Annotated in this window: 13 protein-coding genes and 1 tRNA gene; 5 read left to right on the plus strand and 9 right to left on the minus strand. The window is 66.3% G+C overall.

Going from position 1 to position 20,231, the window contains the following annotated elements; translation table 11 throughout:
- The first annotated feature begins 17 nt into the window (after positions 1 to 17).
- Positions 18 to 755 carry a CpaD family pilus assembly protein gene (locus tag AC1VNY_RS24840; RefSeq protein ID WP_028339756.1) on the plus strand — a complete coding sequence of 246 codons (738 nt, stop codon included), beginning with the start codon at positions 18 to 20 and terminating at the stop codon, positions 753 to 755.
- Positions 752 to 2,020 (plus strand): CpaE/TadZ family protein, encoded by a 1,269-nt coding sequence (locus AC1VNY_RS24845; protein WP_482407137.1) that lies wholly within the window; start codon positions 752 to 754, stop codon positions 2,018 to 2,020. The genes AC1VNY_RS24840 and AC1VNY_RS24845 overlap by 4 nt, the downstream gene beginning before the upstream one ends.
- Before the next feature lie 19 nt (positions 2,021 to 2,039).
- Here the strand turns inward: AC1VNY_RS24845 and AC1VNY_RS24850 are convergent, their stop codons facing one another.
- Entirely contained in the window at positions 2,040 to 2,864 is an 825-nt protein-coding gene (locus AC1VNY_RS24850; RefSeq protein WP_482407138.1) for a tetratricopeptide repeat protein, read from the minus strand.
- 150 nt (positions 2,865 to 3,014) lie between these two features.
- Positions 3,015 to 3,260 carry a PilZ domain-containing protein gene (locus tag AC1VNY_RS24855; RefSeq protein ID WP_026192789.1) on the minus strand — a complete coding sequence of 82 codons (246 nt, stop codon included), beginning with the start codon at positions 3,258 to 3,260 and terminating at the stop codon, positions 3,015 to 3,017.
- Between the two features lie 336 nt (positions 3,261 to 3,596).
- On the opposite strand from AC1VNY_RS24855, the gene AC1VNY_RS24860 reads away from it, so the two are divergent.
- Complete coding sequence (locus AC1VNY_RS24860) at positions 3,597 to 5,294, plus strand: Na/Pi cotransporter family protein (RefSeq protein ID WP_028339753.1); 1,698 nt, start codon at positions 3,597 to 3,599, stop codon at positions 5,292 to 5,294.
- Positions 5,295 to 5,343: 49 nt separating this feature from the next.
- Here the strand turns inward: AC1VNY_RS24860 and AC1VNY_RS24865 are convergent, their stop codons facing one another.
- The 7 genes from AC1VNY_RS24865 to AC1VNY_RS24895 all read right to left on the minus strand — a co-directional run bounded on the left by AC1VNY_RS24865 (position 5,344) and on the right by AC1VNY_RS24895 (position 18,470).
- Positions 5,344 to 7,140 (minus strand): peptidoglycan DD-metalloendopeptidase family protein, encoded by a 1,797-nt coding sequence (locus AC1VNY_RS24865; protein ID WP_482407139.1) that lies wholly within the window; start codon positions 7,138 to 7,140, stop codon positions 5,344 to 5,346.
- 140 nt (positions 7,141 to 7,280) lie between these two features.
- A complete protein-coding gene (locus AC1VNY_RS24870) occupies positions 7,281 to 7,619 on the minus strand; it encodes a lipid-A-disaccharide synthase N-terminal domain-containing protein (RefSeq protein WP_016845896.1) in 339 nt (112 codons plus the stop codon).
- Positions 7,619 to 8,410: a glycosyltransferase family 2 protein gene (locus tag AC1VNY_RS24875; protein WP_482407140.1), complete on the minus strand. Its 792-nt coding sequence runs from the start codon at positions 8,408 to 8,410 to the stop codon at positions 7,619 to 7,621. Before AC1VNY_RS24875 ends, AC1VNY_RS24870 begins: the two co-directional genes overlap by 1 nt.
- A gap of 66 nt (positions 8,411 to 8,476) precedes the next feature.
- Positions 8,477 to 9,322 (minus strand): phosphatase PAP2 family protein, encoded by an 846-nt coding sequence (locus tag AC1VNY_RS24880; RefSeq protein ID WP_482407141.1) that lies wholly within the window; start codon positions 9,320 to 9,322, stop codon positions 8,477 to 8,479.
- 1 nt (position 9,323) lies between these two features.
- Entirely contained in the window at positions 9,324 to 10,988 is a 1,665-nt protein-coding gene (locus AC1VNY_RS24885; protein WP_482407142.1) for an ArnT family glycosyltransferase, read from the minus strand.
- Positions 10,989 to 11,151: 163 nt separating this feature from the next.
- Positions 11,152 to 13,266, minus strand: a complete 2,115-nt coding sequence (gene pbpC, locus AC1VNY_RS24890; RefSeq protein ID WP_482407143.1) for a penicillin-binding protein 1C — start codon at positions 13,264 to 13,266, stop codon at positions 11,152 to 11,154.
- Entirely contained in the window at positions 13,263 to 18,470 is a 5,208-nt protein-coding gene (locus tag AC1VNY_RS24895) for an alpha-2-macroglobulin family protein (protein ID WP_482407144.1), read from the minus strand. Before AC1VNY_RS24895 ends, pbpC begins: the two co-directional genes overlap by 4 nt.
- A gap of 287 nt (positions 18,471 to 18,757) precedes the next feature.
- On the opposite strand from AC1VNY_RS24895, the gene AC1VNY_RS24900 reads away from it, so the two are divergent.
- Positions 18,758 to 18,834: transfer RNA gene (locus AC1VNY_RS24900), tRNA-Arg, on the plus strand.
- Positions 18,835 to 19,432: 598 nt separating this feature from the next.
- Positions 19,433 to 20,035, plus strand: a complete 603-nt coding sequence (locus tag AC1VNY_RS24905; RefSeq protein WP_482407145.1) for a DUF992 domain-containing protein — start codon at positions 19,433 to 19,435, stop codon at positions 20,033 to 20,035.
- The last annotated feature ends 196 nt before the right edge of the window (positions 20,036 to 20,231 follow it).

The raw sequence follows: 20,231 nt of genomic DNA on the forward strand, positions 1-20,231 counted from the left end.
GGTTGGGGGATGCTATGATGACACGCAACACACAAGCCGGTCGTGCCAGGACGCTGTCGCTGTTCGGCGCCCTCGTCGTCAGCGCGATCGCGCTCGGCGGCTGCAATCTGACGGGCGATGTCGTCACCGGCACGGTGCCCGACGACTACCGGCAGCGGCATCCGATCGCCGTCACCGAAGGCGAGCAATCGATCGTCGTCTTCGTCGGCCGCGCCCGCGGCAACCTCACCGAAACGCAGCGCGACGACGTCATGGGGCTGGCGCGCACCTGGCGCCGCGAAGGCACCGGCGCGATCGCGATCGACGTGCCGGCCGACAGCTCGAACGCGCGCTCGGCACAGGCGGTGTATCAGGAGATCCGCGGCCTGCTGGCGTCGATGGGCGTGCCCGCCCATGCCATCACCAAGCGCCCCTATCATCTCGACGATCCGCGCGCGCTTCCGACCATTCGCCTGAGCTATCCGAAGATGGCCGCCGTCGCCGGTCCCTGCGGAGTGTGGCCGAGCGACCTCGGTCCCTCGATCTACAATCCGAGCTACAACGAGAACAAGCAGTACGACAATTTCGGCTGCGCGACGCAGCGTAACCTTGCCGCCATGGTCGCCAATCCGTCCGACCTCGAACAGCCGCGAACCGAGACCGCAGCCTATACGCCGCGCCGTACGATCGCGTTCGATAAATACCGCAAGGGTGAGTCGACCGCGACCGCCTACCCCGAAGCCGAGAAAGCCAAGCTGAGCGACGCCGCGAAATGACCGAACAGCAAGACGAGCCGCAGCACGCCAACGATTACATCGCGCCGGCGCCGCGGATTTCCGTGCAGGCGTTCTGCGCCAGCGTCGCGACCGCCGCGAACGCACGCGCGGCGGCCGACGACCGCCGGCTCGCCAAGGCTCATCTCTCGGTCCATATGGGCGGCATCGCCGCGGCGATCGACGCCTACCACAAGGCGCCGACGCCCAACGTCATCATGCTGGAGACCGAGCCGGATCACGATTTCCTCGCCGGTCTCGACGAGCTCGCCACGGTCTGCGATCCCGGCACCCGCGTCGTGGTGCTCGGCAGGCCCGGCGAGACTGCGCCGTATCGCGAATTGGTCCGGCGCGGCGTCAACGACTACGTCATCGGGCCGGTCAAGGTGCTCGACATCGTGCGCTCGATCTGCAGCCTGTTCTCGGCCTCCGAAGCAGTCTCGGTCGGCCGCCTGATCGCGGTCGCGGGCGCCAAGGGCGGGGTCGGCGCCTCGACCGTTGCCCACAATGTCGCCTGGACCATTGCGCGCGACCTCGGGCTGGATTCGGTCGTCGTCGATCTCGACCTCGCCTTCGGTACCGCCGGCCTGGACTACAATCAGGACCCGGTGCAGGGCATTGCCAACGCCGTGTTCTCGCCTGAGCGTCCGGACTCAGCCTTCATGGAGCGCCTGCTCGCAAAGTGCGGCGATCATCTCAGCCTGCTGGCGGCGCCGGCCACCCTCGACCAGGTCTACGATTTCGGCGCCGAGGCGTTCGATGCCATCTTCGATACGATGCGCATGACGACGTCCTGCATCGTGCTCGACGTGCCGCATCAATGGACCGCCTGGACCAAACGCGTACTGGTCGGTGCCGACGATATCCTGATCGTGGCCGAGCCCGACCTCGCCAACATGCGCAACACCAAGAACATGATGAACCTGTTGAGGACCGCGCGTCCGAACGACCGCCCGCCGCTCTACTGCCTGAACCAGGTCGGCATGTCGAAGCGCCCCGAGATCGAGGTCAAGGATTTCGCCAAGACGATCGAGAGCCAGCCCATCGCGGCGATCCCGTTCGACTGCAGGCTGTTCGGTGAAGCCGCCAACAACGGCCAGATGATCGCGGAGGTCTCCGCGCGTCACCGCACCACAAGGACTTTCCTGCAGATCGCGCAGCGCCTCACCGGCCGTCCCGATCTCGCCGAAGCCCGCGAGTCGTTCCTGTCGCCGATCCTCAGGAAGCTGCAGTCGCGCCGAAACGACGGGCGCCGGGCCGCCGGCTAGCGACCCGCCTGAAAGTGTCCTAGTCGCGGCGACTGGCCGCGACCGGGATCTTTTCGGCGTCGGTGCGGCTCGCATCCCTGCGCGCCAACAGCCGCTTCAGCGCGGCGACGTTGGCTGAGCCCTGCTCCGACGGCAAATCGGCCTTCATGATGGTTTCCGCCTCGGACTGGCGGCCCTGCAAGCCAACCACGACGGCGAGATTGGTTCGCACCCGCATGTCGCCGGGGGCGCGCTCCCGCGCACGGCGCAGCGTCTCCTCGGCCTTCGGCAGGTCCTTCGACAGCAGATAGGACAACCCGATATTGGAGAGCACTGACGGATCGTCAGGCACGATCTTCAGCGCACTCGCATAATATTGCCGCGCCTCGTCGTGGCGATCGAGCTGGTCGAGCACGGCGCCCTGCGCCGACAGGATGCGCCAGTCCGGATCTTCCGGGGTATGCGCGCGCCCGAGCACGTCGAATGCCTGCTGGAAATTGCCGTTGTCGGCGAGCGCCCGTCCGTAACCTGCGAGCAGCGCCTTGTTGCTGGGCTGCGCCAGCACCGCCTGCTCCATGACGGCGACCGCCTGGGCCCGCTGGCCGGTGGCGCGCAGCGCCCGGGCGTATTTCAGCACGGCGTCGGTGTCTTTCGGGTTGGCGCGGACGCGCTCGTGGTAGGTCGCGATGTCGCGCCGCGGATCGGCCGGCACCGGCGTGGCCTCCGCCGTGTCGCCCAATGAGCCGGTGATGTCAGACGGGCCGGAGGTTTGACAGGCGGACAACCCGATCAGCAGGATCGCGGCAGATACCGTGCCCGCGAGACGGCGCGCACGGCCTGAGGGTCGGGGGAATTTCTCAAACATAAAGCGAGACTCGGAACGGCGAAGGTTCCGGGATGCTCACAGCTTAACCCTAAGGTCCGGTTAAGGATGCCATCATGTCGCCGTCATCCGGCCCAGATGCGGTGCCGGACGCCTGGCGAGAAAGCAGCCAAATGGTAGATTCAGTCGACTTCAGTCGACGAACTGGGCGCCGAACTCGTGCCCGATCTGCCAGGCCAGGCGGCACTGACGCGGACTGCCGGTCGACAGGATGATGGTGAATTCCGGCGGGATCTCCAGATATTCGGCGATCACCTTGACGCCGCCGGCCGAAATATCGGTGATCATGCAGTCGCGTGGCAGCGACCCTGTGCCCAGTTGAATTTTGGCGACGCTCCGGCACGGGCGGCGTTCGCTCTTGCGGCGATTCATAAACATTCTGATCCCCAAGCCTTTCTGGGCAACTTCCTGGCCTATCGTCATACCCGGGAAAGATTGGAAACTGCCTAGCGGAACCCATCGCAATTGAGCGGTCGCGTTCGAGATTCGTTTACCGGGGGCGCCCTCGCCGGGCCCCGGAAGCCTGGATCAATCTAAGATTGAATAGTTGGAGATTGATGCTGTAGATCGAATGACACCTCCCGATCGGCCGATCCACTCAGCGGCGTGCGTCGCTCCCGCCCGGGATCGCATGAGAACAAAAAGGGGTTGATCGCCAGTCGATAGACGATACCTATATCCTTTCGACTCGAATTCGCCGGGATGCCAGGAAGCATGGGAAGCATTGTTCTGCTCGATCTGATGGGAGGCGTGGCGCTCCTGCTGTGGGGCCTGCACATGGTCCATAGCGGGATTCTGCGTGCCTTCGGACCGGATTTGCGGTTGCTGCTTGCCCGGGCGCTGCGCAATCGCTTTACCGCCCTTGGCGCCGGTCTCGGCCTGACCGCCCTGCTCCAGAGCTCGACCGCGACTGCCCTGATCACCAGTTCCTTCGCCGCCGAAGAGATCGTCAGCCTGGTGCCGGCGCTCGCGATCATGCTCGGCGCCAATATCGGTACCACGCTGATCGTGCAGGTGCTGTCGTTCAACGTCGCCGCCATCGCGCCGGTTCTGTTCATTGTCGGCCTCGTCGCGTTCCGCAGCGGGCCGCGCTCCCGGATCAAGGATCTCGGCCGCGTCTCGATCGGCCTCGGCCTGATGCTGCTGGCGCTGCACATCCTGCTCGATACGATGGCGCCCGCCGAGAATGCCCCGGGCGTGCGCGTCTTTCTGGGCGCGATCACCGGCGATCCCGTGCTCTGCATCCTGATCGGCGCCGTCGTCACCTGGCTGGTCCATTCCAGTGTCGCCAGCGTGCTGCTGGTGATGTCGCTGGCCTTTTCCCAGTTCATCTCGCCCTATGCCGCTTTTGCGCTGGTGCTCGGCGCCAACCTCGGCAGCGCCATCAATCCGTTGCTGGAGGGCGCGCGGCGCGACAATCCGGCGAGCTACCGGCTGCCGGTCGGCAACCTCGTCAACCGCGTCGTCGGCATCCTGCTGGTGGCGCCGTTCCTGCGCCCGATCACCGAGATCATCTACGCCTGGCAACCCGATCTCGCCAAGGCGACGGCGCTGTTCCACATCGCCTTCAACGTTGCGACTGCGCTGCTGTTCATCGGCGTGCTCGATCACATGGCGCGGCTGCTCGAGCGTCTGTTGCCGAAGCGAGCGCAGGAGACCGATCCATCACGGCCGCGCTATCTCGACGAGAGCGCGCTGGAGACGCCTTCACTGGCGCTGGCCGATGCGGCGCGCGAAGTGCTGCATATGGGCGATCACACCGAGGCCATGCTGCGCAAGGTGATGGCGGCGATGCTGACCAACGATCGCGCCCTGGTCGATCAGGTCTCGAAGATGGACAACACCGTCGACCGGCTGAACGAGGCGATCAAGCTTTACGTCACGAAACTCACCCGCGGCAGCCTGGACGAGCGCGAGGGCCAGCGCGCGATGGAGATCGTCGCGTTCGCGATCAATCTCGAACATATCGGCGACATCGTCGACAAGAACCTGAGCGAGCTCGCGACCAAGAAGATCAAGCATCGCCTGCAATTCTCCACCGAAGGCGCCGAGGAACTGTCGGCGTTCCACAAGCGCACGATCGACTCGCTGCGGATCGCGTTCGGCGTGTTCATGTCGGGCGACGCCAACGAGGCGCGCAAGCTGCTCACCGAGAAGGCGGCGCTGCGCGCGGCCGAATTGGCCGCCGTCGAGCGTCATCTGGAGCGTCTGCGCGAAGGCCGGCCCGAAACCATCGAGACCACTTCGCTGCATCTCGACGTGCTGCGCGATCTTCGCCGCATCCATTCGCATATCTGCTCGGTCGCCTATCCCGTGCTCGATGCCGCCGGCGAGACCGCCGCCGATCGCGAGAGCACGATGGCGACGACCGACGTTGCGGCGCCCGTGCCTTCGAGCTCTCCGGGCTCCTGACCCCGGCAAGGCCCGCCGCGGCAGCATGGCGTGATGCGATCTGCGCTCGCTATGTCGGCGGCCGATGTTCGGAGCCGGAACGCCGCTGAGGAAGCGCGGAGACGGCAGCAAGTTGGTTGATGCTGTCACGCTGGCGATCGAAGGCCCCGAGCAGGTCGCCTTGCAGCAGCCGGCCGCCTGACAGCTTCATCCGAAGCGGATCGACGTTGCGGCCGTTGATCCGCACCTCGTAATAGAGATGCGGTCCGGTCGAGAGACCGGTCGATCCGACAAAGGCGATCGTCTCGCCCTGACGAACGCGGTCTCCGATCTTCAGCCCGGACGGGAAGCTCGCGACGTGGGCATAGGTCGTCTCATAGCCGCGGTCGTGCCGCACGCGGATATATTTCCCGTACCCCCGTTCGTACCCTTCGGTCTCGACCACGCCGGCGCCCGCGGCCGCGATGGGCGACCCATAGGGCGCCGCATAATCGACGCCCTCATGGAAGCGGCGGTCGCCAAGGATCGGATGAATCCGCCAGCCAAAGCCGTCGCCGAGCCGCCCGCTCACGACCGGCTTGCGCAACAGGAATTTGGTGATGGACTGGCCAGTCTCGTCATAGAAATCGGAGCTGCCATCGTCCGGTGCCGTGAAGCGATAGTACCGGCGGGCCTGCCCGCCCGCCGTCAAGTCAATGAAGACCAATTCCGGCTGACCGATGTCGTTCGGCGCGTAGATGATCTCAGCCACATCGGCGTCGCCGAGCGGCTCGTCGAGATCGAAATCGCGGCCACAGAGCCGCATCAGTTCAGCAACGATCCCCTGATCGACGTGGTTGGAGCGCGCAAGCGCGTTAAGCCCGTCACGGAGCGTTTCGCCCGGAACGGAATGCGTAGCGATCGACTCACGCAGCGGGCTCTCGCTCCGCGAGGTGATATCCGGCTGTTCCGGCACGATCGCCTGGTACTCTCCGCCATCGGTGCGACCGACGGCGGACACATTGGAGCCGGCCCGTTCGATCGACACTTTCGCGACATGGCCGCGCGCCGAACCGGCGTCTTCGCCCTGTTCGATGACCGTGATTTTGTCGCCACCGGACAGCGTCTCTCGAGCGCCCGGCGACGGGAAAGCCGCGAGGATCGCCGGCGCGTCCTCCGCGGCCGCCGCCAGCGCCCGCAGAATGGCGGACAGCGTATCGCCGCTTCTCGCGATAATGACATGTCGCCGGTGACGCGACGACGAAGGAGACTTCGGAAGGTTGGTGACGTTGACAGCCTCACCGATCGGAGCCGGCGGATGCGGCACGTCCTCACCGTCAGCATAGGCGCTGGTGCCGCCCGGCAGCGGGCGGCGCGATGGACCTGTCCGTATGATGGCCGGCAGTTCCGACAGCAGGTCTCGTTGCGAGCCCGGTCGCGCCTCGTCCTTTTCGTCTCGCCGCGCTTCCTGTCGTGGTTCGAGATCGATCTCCGCGAGCCGCGCTGACACGCGGGTAAATCGACGGACCGCGCCGGCATCGCTCAGCTGCTCAATCTTGAGCGCAGCGGAATTGCCCTGCGAGCCGAGCCTGCGGTCGAGACGATCGCCGCGCCGCGCCTCGTCAACCACCTGCCCTGCGAAGCGCGGAAGCGACACGACCGGCGCGGCTGCGAATCGCGCGTGATCGCCAAACGCCCCGCGAAGCGCGCCAGCAAGAAGAGCGACGGCAGCGGATCCGATCAGAATCGTCCCCCTCATCCAGCGGAAACTGACGGCGCGCCGGTCAGGCAATTTGCGCTCGCCGGTCAGCGGCGGCTCGTCAAGCGACGGAACATCGCGGGAGCCGGATAGACCACCCGCTTTCGTCGCTTCGTCACGGCTGGCCATCAACGCCCCTCATCCCCTGGGGCACGGTCTCGAGATGCCGCCACGCCCACGGCAGGGCGTAGATGCCATGCGCCTTGGGGCGAATCTTTGACCTTGGTTCAGATCCGGTCGCAATTGATCCGGGCTGACAATGACGGCAATCAGCTATCGAGCGTCTTCGACCCGCGGCCGCGGTTCTTCACGATCAGCATGATGTTGCGGATGTAGATCAGCGTGGCCAGACCCTGCCCGATGATGATGACGGGCTCGCGCTTGGCAAGCCCGTAGATCAGCGTCATCAGGCCGCCGCCCATCGAAAAGAACCAGAACGCCATCGGCACCACGCTCTGGCCGGCGCGTTCGCTGGAAATCCACTGCACGAGGAAGCGCGCGGTGAAGAACAGTTGCGCGATCAGGCCGAACGCCAGCCAGAAATCGAACTTGGCGATGAACACGTCGTAGAGATAGGCGCTCAGCGCCTGACCGTACTGAATCAGCATCACTTCACCTCGGTCACGCCCGGCACGCCGGTGACATCGGGCACTTCGGCGACCACTTCAGTGACGACCGGCGTCGGCTTCTTGCGGCGGATCAGCCACCACACGCCGGCGAGATCCATGATCCCGATCCAGAGCCGGTCGAAGAATCCATAGTTCGACACGCCGGAATGGCGCGGTCGGTCGACGACGTCGACATAGGCAATCGTCAGCCCCTCGCGGCGGACCAGTGCCGGAAGAAAACGATGCAGCCCGTCGAAGTAAGGCATCGCCAGAAACACCTCGCGCGGAAACGCCTTCAGGCCGCATCCGGTGTCGCGGGTGCCGTCGCGCAGGATGATGCCGCGCACCGTGTTGGCGATGCGCGATTGCAGCTTCTTGAAGCCGGTGTCCTTGCGCCCGACGCGCTGGCCCGCGGCGAGGCCGACGCGGCCATTGCCGCTCTCGACCGCCGCGATCAGGTCCGGCAGGAAGGCCGGATTGTTCTGGCCGTCACCGTCGAGCGTCGCCACGATCGCGCCGCGCGCGGCGCGCACGCCGCTGCGCACGGCCGCTGACTGGCCCGACGAGACGGCGTGGCGGAGCTGCCGGAGATTGCGCCGCTCGGCCATGACCGCGCTCAGCCGTTCGCCGGTGGCATCGGTCGAACCGTCATTGATGTAGATGATCTCGTAGGCCCAGCGTCCGTCGAGCGCGGCCGCGATCTCGGCGATCAGCGGCGCGATATTGTCCGCCTCGTTGCGCACAGGCACGACGATGGAAACGGCGACCGGCGTCTGGTCGGGAGCAGGCAAATCGGCACTCGTGGTTGGTATTGTCGGCGATGGAACCAGCCCGATCCGACCGTCGGGCGACCGCTTTTATGGGGCGAAGGCGCTCCTCGCAACCCTTTTGAGACGCCCGTCCGACGGTCCTGACAGCGCCAACACGGTGCCGTCGCGATGAATGGCAAAACCAAGGCGGCGGGCGGCGAACCAGTAGCGCACGACCATTGCGCCGATCACCCCGACCAGCGCACCGGCCACCACGTCGCTCGGATGATGCGCCAGCAGCACAAGCCGGGTCGCGGCGATCACCAGCGCATAGACCAGCATCGCGAACCGTGCACGGGGCCACACCGCGGACACGGCAAAGGCCAGTGCGAACGCGGTGATCGAATGTCCCGACGGAAAGCTTGAATAGGCCTCGGTGCCGGCGAAATGCTGGAAGTTGAAGGCATTGGCCTTGCCGCCGACAAAGGGCCGCCCGCGGCCGACGATCCACTTGATCAATTCACCGACAGCGACCGAGAGCACGACCGACAGAAACAGGTATTGCAGCCTCGTCCCGAGGCCGAGCAAGGTGGCGCGCGGCACGCCACGCAGCGCAGGCGCCGCCAACGCGACCGCGATCAGCAGCAGGCCAAGCGCGCACAGCACATACTCGTCCTTGCCGAAGTCGGTGAGCGTCTTCACCCACCAGAGACTCGGCGTGCCGCGTGGCGGCATCAGACTGATCTCGGTCACATCGAAAGCATACATCAGCGTGATGATCACGGCGCCGACAATGACGACGAGCAAAAGTCCGTGGCGCGCGGAGCGGCGCGCCGCCTGGGCGCGGCGCGAATGCGACGGCGCCCGCACGAGCTGGGCGAGGGAAAGCCAAACCAGCGTCAGCAATCGTGCGAAATAGTTGGCGGATTCCGGGGTCGCTGGCAGCGCCGGCATGTCATTCCGTCCCTTCGGAACGGAAGATCGCGATCGAGACCGCCTTGCCCTGCGAGATGTTGTAGCCCTCGACGCGCACCGGTGCGTTGTAGCGCAGGCCGATCGCCTCGGCGCGCTGCACGAAGGCGCGCTCCGAGCGCTGTTCGACCAGCGCGAAGCGGCAGGAGCCCTGCCCGAGGAAATCCGCGGCGCCCGATCCGTCGGTGAGCAGCGTCGAGGTATCGGTCATGAAGACGAGGCTCGGCTCGTGGAAGCCGGCGGCTGCCGCCTTCGGGCCGACGCAGGTCACGTTACGCAAGGCGCGTGCGACCTCCTGGCTCGGAAATACGGTGGTGAGCCGCGGCAGCACCACGCCATAGGTGCCGGCTGCCATCAGAGCCGCGGCGACCACCGCATTGAGCAGCGAGCGCTCGGCGCGGCTGTCCTCGAACAACCACCACGCGATCAGGCCGAACACCATCGCGACGGCGAACAACGGCCAGGCCGGAAACACCGGCTGATGGATCGCCTTGATCGCGCCGACGATCACCAGCACCGCGCCGAAGGCGGGGATCGCGAACCACCAGGCGGCGCCCCGCAACAGCCAGGGCGAGCGCGACAGCACGCGCCGCTCCAGCGCACCGACCGTCAGGATCGCGATCGCCGGATAGAGCGGCAGCACGTAATGCGGCAGCTTGGTCAGCACGGCCTCGAACACGATCCAGGACGGGATCAGCCAGGCCAGCAGGAACTGCGCACCGGGCTCGCGCCGCGCCCGCCAAACCGCAGGCGCCGCCATGCCGGCCAGCGGCGCACCGGGCCAGAACGTGATCCAGAACAGCAGGAGATAGATTCCAGGCGGCGCACCGTGGGATTCCTGTGCACCGAGCTTGCTCAGCATGTCGCCGCCGACCGAGTCGGCAAAGAAGGTCTCGCCGGCGCGCAGGAAGATCAGCACGAACCACGGCAGCACCAGCACCAGGGTCCACATCAGGCCCCAGACCGGGCGCATGCGCCAGAACCAGGCCGCCGATCGATCGAGAATCGCAAGCCCCGCCATCGCAAGGCCGACGAACATCAGGATCAGCGGCCCCTTGAGCAGGATGCCGACCGCCAGCGCCGTCCAGAAGACCGCCGGCGGGACCCATGACGGGTGCGCGGGGTCCTCGCCGCGCTGCCACGACAGATAGACCCGCGCCATCGCGCCCATCGCCGCGGTGACCGTCAGCAGCAGCATCGCGTCGGTCTTGGCGAGCCGGGCTTCGACCCCGAGCAACACGCAGCTCGCCATCATCAGGGCGGCCAGCACCGCCCCCTGCCGCGTCACGAAGGCCAGCGCCGTCCAATAGGTCAGCAAAACGGCGCCGATGGCGCCGATCAGGGACGGCAGGCGGTAGACCCAGATGCGGACCTGGGCGCGCGGCACCCCGAGCGCGGAGACGGTCTTCAGCGCCGCCGCCTGCATCCAGTAGATGCCGACCGGTTTCTTGTAACGGACGTCGTCCTGGAAGCGGATGTCGACGAAATCGCCGCTCTCGACCATCTGCTTGGTCGCCTGGGCAAAGCGGACCTCGTCACGGTCGATCGGCGGGATGGTGAAGAAGCCCGGCAGGAACAGCACCAGGCAGGCCAGCGTCAGGAACAGGATCGAACGCCATTGGCTGGCCGTTGCGAACTCGAACGCCATGAACAGCCTGCGGCTCGAATGCGCAGGTTTTACAGACTGTTGCCCTGCTCCGAAGCGCCGGGGTTGGAGGCCATCCACCATGGGTTTCGCATACGATGAAACCGCAGCGCAAACAACTGTGCTGTTCCGCTTTCCGACCGTGCCGCTCCGCTTTCCCGTGCGATCATTGCACGCGGATCACAACGGTATCCGCGGCACCCGTGGCGTCGATCACGGTGAGCCGGGCGAAGCCCGGCCCGGGCGGGTCGATCAGGCGCTGCCGCCGGCTGTCGATGTCCCCGGCTGAGACACCATTCACGAGCACCGTCAGCGGCAGCACCCCGCCGGCGACCTTGACCGGCAGCGCGGCATTACGGCCGTCCTCGGAATGATCGACATCGATGCGCGAGCCGTTCAGCGGAAACTGGATGTGCGGAGCCTGGTCGCTGCCGCTGCGGACCAGTTCGCCGAGCGGCCGGAAGCGGCGCAGCGGCGGCGGCAGTTTCGCGTTGGAGGCGACCAGAACGCCGCGTGGCGGCTTCGGCAATGCCGCCGGGATTTTGCCGGTGCGCGCAAAGGCGTCGAACAGAATCGGTGCCGCGGCCGTACGGCCGACCAGACCCGGCACCGGCGCGCCGTCGGGACGGCCGACCCAGACGCCGATCGTGACGCGGCCGTCGAAGCCGACCGACCAGGCATCGCGATAGCCGTAGCTGGTGCCGGTCTTGAACGCGATCCGGTTGTGCACGCCGTTCTCCGGCGGCGGCGTGCCGAGCAGGACATTGCCGACCTGCCAGGCCGCAGCCTGATCCATCAGCCGCATCGTGTCGCGGCCGTCATTGGCCTGCATGATCTCGCGCAGCGGCTTGGTCGCGCCAAGCCGCGCCAGGCCGGAATAGAGCTGGGCGAGATCCTGCAGCGTGATGCCGACACCGCCGAGACCCATCGCAAGGCCCGGTGCCTCGTCCTTCGGCAGCACGAGACTGGTGCCGGCCTGCTTCAGTCGCGACGACAGCCGGCTGGCACCGACCCGGTCGAGCAGCGCGATCGCCGGCACGTTGAGCGACAATTGCAGCGCCTTGCGGATCGGCACCGTGCCCTGGAACGTCATGTCGAAATTTTCCGGCGCGTAGGTGCCGAAGCGGATCGGCCGGTCCTCGATCAGGCTGTCGGGATGGACAAAGCCATCCTCGAAGGCGAGCCCATAGATGAACGGCTTCAAGGTCGAGCCAGGCGAGCGCACGGCGCGCGTCATGTCGACCTGCCCGGCCCGCCGCTCGTCGAAATAATCCGCCGAGCCGACGCGCGCGAGCACATCACCCGTCTCATTGTCGACCACGACGATCGCGACCGAGACGTCAGGCCCCTGCGCGATGGCGCGGTCGCGCGCTAGCGCCTCCAGGTTCCGTTGCAGCGTGGCGTCGAGCGTCAGCTTGACGACGGGCGCACCCTTCATCGTCGCGATCGCCTGATCGGACGAATGCGGCGCCAGGATCGGAATCTGCTTGCGCATCTTCGGCACCGCCGTCGCCGTGGCCTGCGCGGCATCGTCCTTCGACACCACACCATCCTCGACCATGCGCTCGAGCACGCGGTCGCGCGCGGCGTGGGCCGCGTCCGGGTAACGATCGAGCCGCCGCCGCTCCGGCGATTGCGGCAGCGCCACCAGCAGTGCGGCCTCGGCGAGCGACAGCCGCTTCGGCTCCTTGCCGAAATAGGCGATCGAGGCGGCGCGGATGCCCTCGAGATTGCCGCCGAACGGCGCCAGCGCAAGATAGAGATCGAGGATCTGGTCTTTCGAAAGCTGCCGCTCCAGTTCGACCGCGCGCACCATCTGCCGCAGCTTTGCGTAGACCGAGCGCTGGTGGCGCGGCTCGATCAGCCGCGCCAGCTGCATCGTGATCGTCGAACCGCCCGAGACGATATGGCCGCTCGTGAGCAGCTGGAATGCGGCGCGCGACAACGCCAGTGGATCGATGCCGTGATGCTCATAGAAGCGCTTGTCCTCATAGGCGAACAAGAGCTTCAGATAGGTGGGATCGACGGACGTCTTCGCGTCGATCGGCAGCCGCCAGCGCCCGTCTGCCATCGCATAGGCGCGCAACAGCTTGCCGTTGCGATCGATCACCGTGGTCGAGACCTGCTGGGCCTTGTCGAGCGGCAGCGGCCCGAGCGACACGACCCAGGCGGCGAATGCGCCGGCTGCGCTCAGCGTCGCGACGGCACAGATCGCAAGGACCGTCTTGATCCGTGGCCAGCGCGATCCGCGTACTGGTGCTGTCCTCAACGTTCCGTTCATTTCGCCGGCTTCACCTCAACCGCACCGGTTCCGCTGCGGCCATAGCGCGAGGAATTGTACATGTCCTCGACATAGGCCTGCGGCAGCACATATTTGCCCGGCGACACCGCGCGCACGACATAAGCGACGGTGAACACCGATTTGTCGTTGGCGCCCCGGTCGATCGCCGCCGTGAAGCGGTCATCGCGGAACTCGGTGTTCTTCGGCTCGACGCCGTCCTCGATCCAACCGAGCGTGCCGGAATCCCCCGACGACACCAGGTTCGGGTTGTCGATCTCGAGCCCGGCCGGCAGATAGTCGGCCACCATGATGTGCCCAAACTCCGGTTTTGCTTCCGTGACCTTCAGGACAACCGCGAAGCGGTCATTCTGTTTCGCCTTGGCGACATCGGCCGGCTTGCCATCGAGCGTGAAATAGCTGCGCTCGATCTTGAACCCGTTGGAGGCCGCCGGCTCCGGCGTGACCGGCGAGCCCGACACCGAGATCACCGCCTGCACAGGTGCGTCTCCGGTATTGGTGATCCTGAGCGGCTGGCCGGTCATCTCCTCGGCCTTGTAGCTGCGATAGACCGCGGTCTTGACCGGCTGGCCGTTGATATCGAGCGCCAGCGTTTCCTTGGCGAGCGCCCGCGCCGCCAGCACCATCCACGCATTTTCCTGCGTCGAGGTGTAGGGCGACAGTCCCCGCGCCGCCTCGACCCGCAGCACGGCCTGCGTCAGCGTGGTGCGCGGTGCATTGCCCTCGCCGGCAAGCGAGACCAGCGCAGCAGCGTCGCGCAATGCGGAGCCGTAGTCGACCCGGCCGAACTCGATCACGGGTTTCGGGTTCAGCGCATCGAGCGCGGCACCATAGACCCGCTCGGCCCGCGCCTTGTCGCCGACCAGCGCAAGCGCCGCGGCAAGCTGGGCCTTGGAGATCGGGGTCGCCAGATTGTTCAGCTTGGTGTCGGCGAGATAGCGCAGATCACCGATCGGCGCCGCGCCGTTGCGCGCGAGCACGTAGAGGCCGTAGGCCAGATCGCGGCCGCCGTCCTTCTCCGGCTCGTTGGCATTGACCACCGAGTTCCTGACGCGGTCGAGCGCGTTCTTGAACAGCACGTCCGGCACCGCAAAGCCCTTTTCGCGGGCCCGGGTCAGGAAGTCAGTGACGTAGGCATCGAGCCAGGCATCGTCGCCGCCCGCCGACCACAGACCAAACGAGCCGTTGGACCCTTGTCGAGCGAGGAGCCGTTCGATCGCGTCGCGGATGCGCTGGTCGACCGCGGTATCCATCGCGAGATGGGCGCCGGCGGCGAGATCATTGACATAGAGCAGCGGCAGCGCGCGGCTCGTGATCTGCTCGGAGCAGCCATAGGGATAGCGATCGAGCGCCTTCAGAATGCTCGCGGCATCGAGCGCGGTCGACAGGCTCGCCGAGACCGACACGCTGCCGGTGCCCGGCACGAGATCGGAGAACATGTCCGAGGTCAGTGTCAGGCTCTCGCCCTTCGCCAGCGTGCGGATCGAGCGGCGCGCCAGCACTTGCGTCGCCGGCTTGACGTCGAGCGCATAATGCCGCGCCAGCGTCAGCCCGTTCGGCCCGGAGATGTCGACGTCGAACTCGGCACGTCCGGCGCCGCCGGCCTCGAGGCCCAGCGACAGCGAGGAGCGCTGCTTGGCGGCGAGCTTCACCGTCGTGGTCGAATTGCCCGAAGCCTTGATCGGGCCGCTCGCCTTGACGCTGATGGCGTAGTTGCCGGCTGCACCTTCGACATTGTCGATATCCATGCTGATGGTGCCCTTGTCACCGGTCAGCAGGAAGCGCGGCAATGTCGCGGTCACCACCACGGGATCGCGCACGATCACGTCGACATTGGCGCGGCCGACCTTGGTTGCGCTCCACGCCACCGCCATCACCCGCGCGGTGCCGGCGAATTCCGGGATGTCGAAGCTCACCTCGGCAGTCCCGTCAGGCCCGACCGTGACGATGCCGGAATAGAGCGCGAGCGGCTTCTGCGTCGGCGGCGAGCCCTGCAGCTCGGCGCCGGCGGAGTCGCCGCCGCTGCGGATCTGGCCGCGGGTGCCCTGCATGCCGTCGATCAGCTGGCCGTAGAGGTCGCGGATCTCGGCGGTCAGGCGGCGCTGGCCAAGGTAGTAGTCGTCCGGCGCCGGCGGCTTGTAATTGGTCAAATTGAGAATGCCGACATCGACCGCGGCCAGCACCACCTTGGCGTCCTCGCCGGGATTGAGCCCGCCGAGCCTGACCGGGATCTTCAGCGTCGAGCCCGGCCGCACCAACGCTGGCGGCGAAAGTTCGACGGCAAGCGTGCGCGCCTTCTTGTCGATGCCGAACCATTTCAGCCCGATCGCGCGGCCGGGCATGCGCCCGGCGGCGACATCGAGCGGACGACGCAGCGTCGTCATGACATAGGCGCCGGTGCCCCAGTCCTTGCCGACGGGGAGCTTGACCTGCTGGGTACCCTCCTTGACGTCGACGCTTTGGGTGGTCAGCAGGCGGTCGCCAAGCACGTAGACCGTCAGCTTGCCTGATGTGCGCGCATTGACCGACACCGTCATGGTGTCGCCCGAGGAATATTCCGGCTTGTCGATCGAGGTCTCCAGCAGATCGGGCGTGTCGGCGCTGCCGTCGGAATACCAGCCGACGTCGAACTGTACCGAGGTGACGGGACCGTCGGCGTCGGTCGATTTCACGTCGAGCCGGTAGCGGCCGGGCTGCGGCTGGAAGGTCAGGCGCATCGGCTTGTCGGCGGCAAGATTGACGTCGCCATCGGCAACGCGGCGGGTCGACTTGACCGGCTCATACTGCCAGGACGAATTCTGCCGGTACCACTGGTAACGCGACTCGAGCTTCAGCAGCTCGTAGCGCAGTCCGTTGCGCGGCAGCTGCTTGCCGTCGGGTGCGACGAACACGACGTCGAACTCGGCCTTGTCGCCCTCGGCCACGCTCTTGTCGCCGAACAGCGGCTTCACGCCGATCAGCGAGGCCACCGGGGCGACCGGCAGTACGATCTTGCGCTCCACCGAGCGTCCGCCGGTCTCCGCCATGCGGATGTAGATCTGGGCCTCCTGTGGCCGGGTCGAGGTCGGCACCTTCTCGAGCTTCACCGGGAACGTCGCGGCGCCGTTGGCATCGGCCTCCGGCAGGTCCTCGATCGGGGTCCGCTCGTTGCTCGCAGTCTGCTCGTCGTCGACGCCGAACTGATAGCCGGCATAACCGGGCCGGCCGTTCGCCGCGGGCGCCACCAGCATGTCGCCCTCGAGCTGCAGGCCCGAGGCCGGCGCGCCGTAGAGGAAGTGGCCGGAGACCTGAAGTTCCACTGGAACTTCAGCTTTGATCACCTTCTCCTTGCTGGTCAGATCGAATTCGACCCGTTCGGGGATGTAATCCTCGACCATGAAGGTGGTTTCGCCGACCGACGAGCCCTTCGGGTCGGTAAAGACGCGGACACGCCACGTGCCGGTCGGCACCGCAGAGTTCAACGCCACCGCCAGCATCCGGCCGCCGGCACCCTGGTCGGGCAGCACGGCGCGGCGGAATTCGACGCCGTCGGGGCGCTCGATCACCATGGTCAGCGGCGTCCCGGTCAGGGCGTTGCCCTGCCCGTCGCGCAGCAGCGCGGTCAGATAGACGGTTTCGTTGGAGCGGTAGACGCCACGCTCGGCGTAGACGAAGGCGTCCGCGCCGGCCGGGATCGCCCGGCCCGCGACGCCGCGGTCGGTGAGGTCGAACGCATTGGTCTTCAGGCTCAGGAAGGCGTAGTCGGCCTTTTCGCCCATGACAGTCAGCAGCGCCGGCGACAAACCGCCCTCGCCGCGGGCCAGGCCTTGCTCGAACAGCACGTGGCCGGCGGCATCGGTCTTGCGGGTGGCCAGGATCTCGTTGTTGCGGGCGACCAGCTTCACGTCGGCGTTGGCGACCGGTTCGGTCGAAGCCAGCGAGTTGACGAAGACGTGGATACCGTCATTGCCGGAGAAGGCCGACAGGCCCATGTCCGAGACGATGAACCATTGCGTCGCCAGCGTACCGTCGTCGTCGGTGCCCGGTCCCTTGGCCGCGGCGGTCATGACATAGACACCGGGTTGCAGGTCGCCGAGCGCCTGGTCGACCGGGAATGCCGTGACGACGTCCTGGTTCAGCGTCGTGGCGGTCGCAAGCTCGCCCGACCACACCTTGACGCCGCGCTGGTCGCCGAGATCGGAGAGCTGGTAGCGGCTCAGCGTGCTCTGGAAATCGCTGTCGATCACGGTGTTGATCAGGTTGCGGTCGCCGATCCGGAAGACGTCGACCTTGACCGCCGGCGTGTTGACGCTGACCACCGGGATACCGCGCTGTCCGGTCCGCGGCAGCACATAGGCCCGCCCGGTGAACCGCACGAACGGCTTGCGGTCGCGGACATAGATGTTGAACTCGGCCGATTTCGGCAGGGTCTCCTTGACGGTCGAAGGCAGGCCGGCGCGTAGATTGATGTTGTAGCGCTCGCCGTGCTTCAGCCCGTCGACGCAGAGCTGCTGGCCTTCCGCCGACAAGGCCGGCTTGTCGGTGCCGGCGAGCGCCAGATACGGCGCGAAGTCGACCCGCTTGGCGAGCTCCTCGGAGAACTGGAAGCAGGCGCGCGGCGAGGCCGCGTCGGAATCGACGGTATAATCGAGCAGCCGGAAACCGTGCTCGTCGCGCATCTTCTCGTACTGGCCGCGGACGTCGGCGACCTCACGCATGTCGAGCGACAGCCGCAGGCTGTCCAGCGCCGGGCGCCACAGCTTGCGCTCGGCAAGCGCCTTGCCGAGCACGGCGAGCGCGTCCGCCTCCTCGCCCGCATTGCCGGCGCGCTGATAGGCGATGTAGGCGGCGGTGGAGGCGCGCTCCATCAGAAACGTCTGTTCGCTGGAGCTCGCCGACCGAATCTGGAAGATCGTCCGGGCGAGGCGCAGCCAGTTGGCGCCGTCCTCTGGCGTGGTCGCCGCGATCTGGCCGAGGATCTGCAGCCCGCCGCGGAAATCATTGCGCTTGAACGCGGCGTCTGCGTCGGTGCGCAGGGTCGCGGCCGATTTGTTGACCGCGCCGGCCTCGCTCTTGATCTGGGCTTCCAGCTTGATCGCGGAATCGGCGAGATCGTCGCGCCTGAAGGCCTTGTCCGCGGCCTGGGCGCTCACCAGGGCGAGCAGCAGCGTGGCGCATAGCGTGGCGGCACGAACCAATCCGATCATGATGGAGCTCCTGAACGCCCCGCGGTCGAACGCCGCGTTGGGGCCAAAAATGCGCGAAAAGGTGACGGAGTGAAGGCGCGGACATGAACGGACGAAAACGTCGCAGATCGCATTGCCGACATTCCTTTGACCAGCCCCCGGCGGCAGTGTCGCGCGGCGCGACGGGCTGGACAGGCCAACGCAGGGCGGGTCCCTGCTCGCCTTTGTCGCTCGACCACAAAAATCGGTTCGGCCGGACTTGGCGGAAAGGCGGATTTTTCATATTGGCGGTGCTACAAGGCCGCCACGGTCCCGTAGCTCAACTGGATAGAGTAGCGGATTTCTACTCCGCGGGTTGCAGGTTCGAATCCTGCCGGGATCGCCAATCTGCTCCCTCCAATGAAACCATTTTCCGGAAGCCGCGAAGCCCGCCGGAAACAAACCCGGCGTAGCGTCCCGGCATTGGACCAAGGGGATTAGGTCATGTGGGATTTCATCAACGAGTTGTATCGGGATTTCTGCCTGGCTCGCCTGCAGGAGATGCGGAAGCTGGAGCACCATAGCTGATCGGGCGGAGCATCGGTGGCGATCAGCCGTTCTCGCGCGGCGGCGTGGATCACCCTGACAATCGGACCTTCGCCAGCGCACAAGTCGCCAACACGAGTCCATCACGGGACGCCAGTCCCCGTATGACTACGGGGGCGCTCGAACCTTGGCGCCGGTTTTGCAGACACAAACATGACTGGGATTGCGGGCCCAGATTGGAGCAGGGCGCTGCCGGGACAATCCATTTCGAGCCCGGCGGCGTAATTTTTCGGGACGGGCTCACCGCCGTGATCCGAACGCCTTGGCGTCATTGCCAGGACCGGTCGCCTTGCTTCGCCGCGGCCTCTCCTGCCTGGAAATCGAGCACGCTCGTTCGACGCCGATAGATCCACCATCGAGGTGTTGGCCGGACGACGACGACGAAGTATCGCCGTTGGTTGATCGTCGTCTTCCTGGCCGGTGCTCGCGAACGTCGACCGTCGGCAGCAATCAAACCAATCTCTAAGGCTCTCTTAACCACAAGCGAAGGCCGCACGCGGGGTTATGGGCCGATTGCGCGCCGATCCGCGTTGTCCAGCACCATGCGTGTGACAAGCCGTTCGATCGCCTCTGCTCTGTGTGGTGCGGCGGTTCTCGCTGCGCCGCTCGCAGCCGCCAATGCGCAGCAGGTGCAGGCCGGAACGCTCGAGTGTCGTGGCGGACCCGATACCGGGTTCGTCGTGGGTCCGGTGACCAACCTCAACTGCGTGCTGCACGTCGATAGCGCGCCGGACAGTCGTTATGTCGCGGCCATCCGCAATCTCGGTGTTCTGATCGGAGATCAAGAAGTCGCCATGACCTGGAAGGTGATGGCGCCCGTGCCGTGGCTTGGAAGCGACGATCTCGCCGGCGTCTACGCCCATGCCGACGGCGCCGGCGTCAACGTCCTCGCCGGCGGCTCGAATACGCCGATCACGCTGCATCCGTTGAACGAGCAGAACGTCCCCTCAACGCCGCCCCTGAAAATCGAGAACCTCGAGATTCGGTCGGTGGACCGCTGACCCTGAGCGCAGCCAGGTGATAGCCCGCGCGGTCGCCAGAATGCACAACGCCGTCCGCTTGAAATACATGCGAACGGCGCTGGCCCTAGCCCCAGGAAGGTGATGCAAAATCCTGACAGCTCCAAGAATGCACACTTTGTGCCAGCAGCGCATGTCCCAAATTGGCTATCACGCGGCATGGCCCAAATGGGCCATT

This window comes from Bradyrhizobium ferriligni (genome assembly GCF_056837965.1).

What these genes read in the sequence shown, in the direction of transcription:
- AC1VNY_RS24840 (WP_028339756.1), top strand. Translation starts at nt 18, where the DNA reads ATGACACGCAACACACAAGCCGGTCGTGCCAGGACGCTGTCGCTGTTC.
- AC1VNY_RS24845 (WP_482407137.1), top strand. Translation starts at nt 752, where the DNA reads ATGACCGAACAGCAAGACGAGCCGCAGCACGCCAACGATTACATCGCG.
- AC1VNY_RS24850 (WP_482407138.1), bottom strand. Translation starts at nt 2,864, where the DNA reads ATGTTTGAGAAATTCCCCCGACCCTCAGGCCGTGCGCGCCGTCTCGCG.
- AC1VNY_RS24855 (WP_026192789.1), bottom strand. Translation starts at nt 3,260, where the DNA reads ATGTTTATGAATCGCCGCAAGAGCGAACGCCGCCCGTGCCGGAGCGTC.
- AC1VNY_RS24860 (WP_028339753.1), top strand. Translation starts at nt 3,597, where the DNA reads ATGGGAAGCATTGTTCTGCTCGATCTGATGGGAGGCGTGGCGCTCCTG.
- AC1VNY_RS24865 (WP_482407139.1), bottom strand. Translation starts at nt 7,140, where the DNA reads ATGGCCAGCCGTGACGAAGCGACGAAAGCGGGTGGTCTATCCGGCTCC.
- AC1VNY_RS24870 (WP_016845896.1), bottom strand. Translation starts at nt 7,619, where the DNA reads ATGCTGATTCAGTACGGTCAGGCGCTGAGCGCCTATCTCTACGACGTG.
- AC1VNY_RS24880 (WP_482407141.1), bottom strand. Translation starts at nt 9,322, where the DNA reads ATGCCGGCGCTGCCAGCGACCCCGGAATCCGCCAACTATTTCGCACGA.
- AC1VNY_RS24885 (WP_482407142.1), bottom strand. Translation starts at nt 10,988, where the DNA reads ATGGCGTTCGAGTTCGCAACGGCCAGCCAATGGCGTTCGATCCTGTTC.
- pbpC (WP_482407143.1), bottom strand. Translation starts at nt 13,266, where the DNA reads ATGAACGGAACGTTGAGGACAGCACCAGTACGCGGATCGCGCTGGCCA.
- AC1VNY_RS24895 (WP_482407144.1), bottom strand. Translation starts at nt 18,470, where the DNA reads ATGATCGGATTGGTTCGTGCCGCCACGCTATGCGCCACGCTGCTGCTC.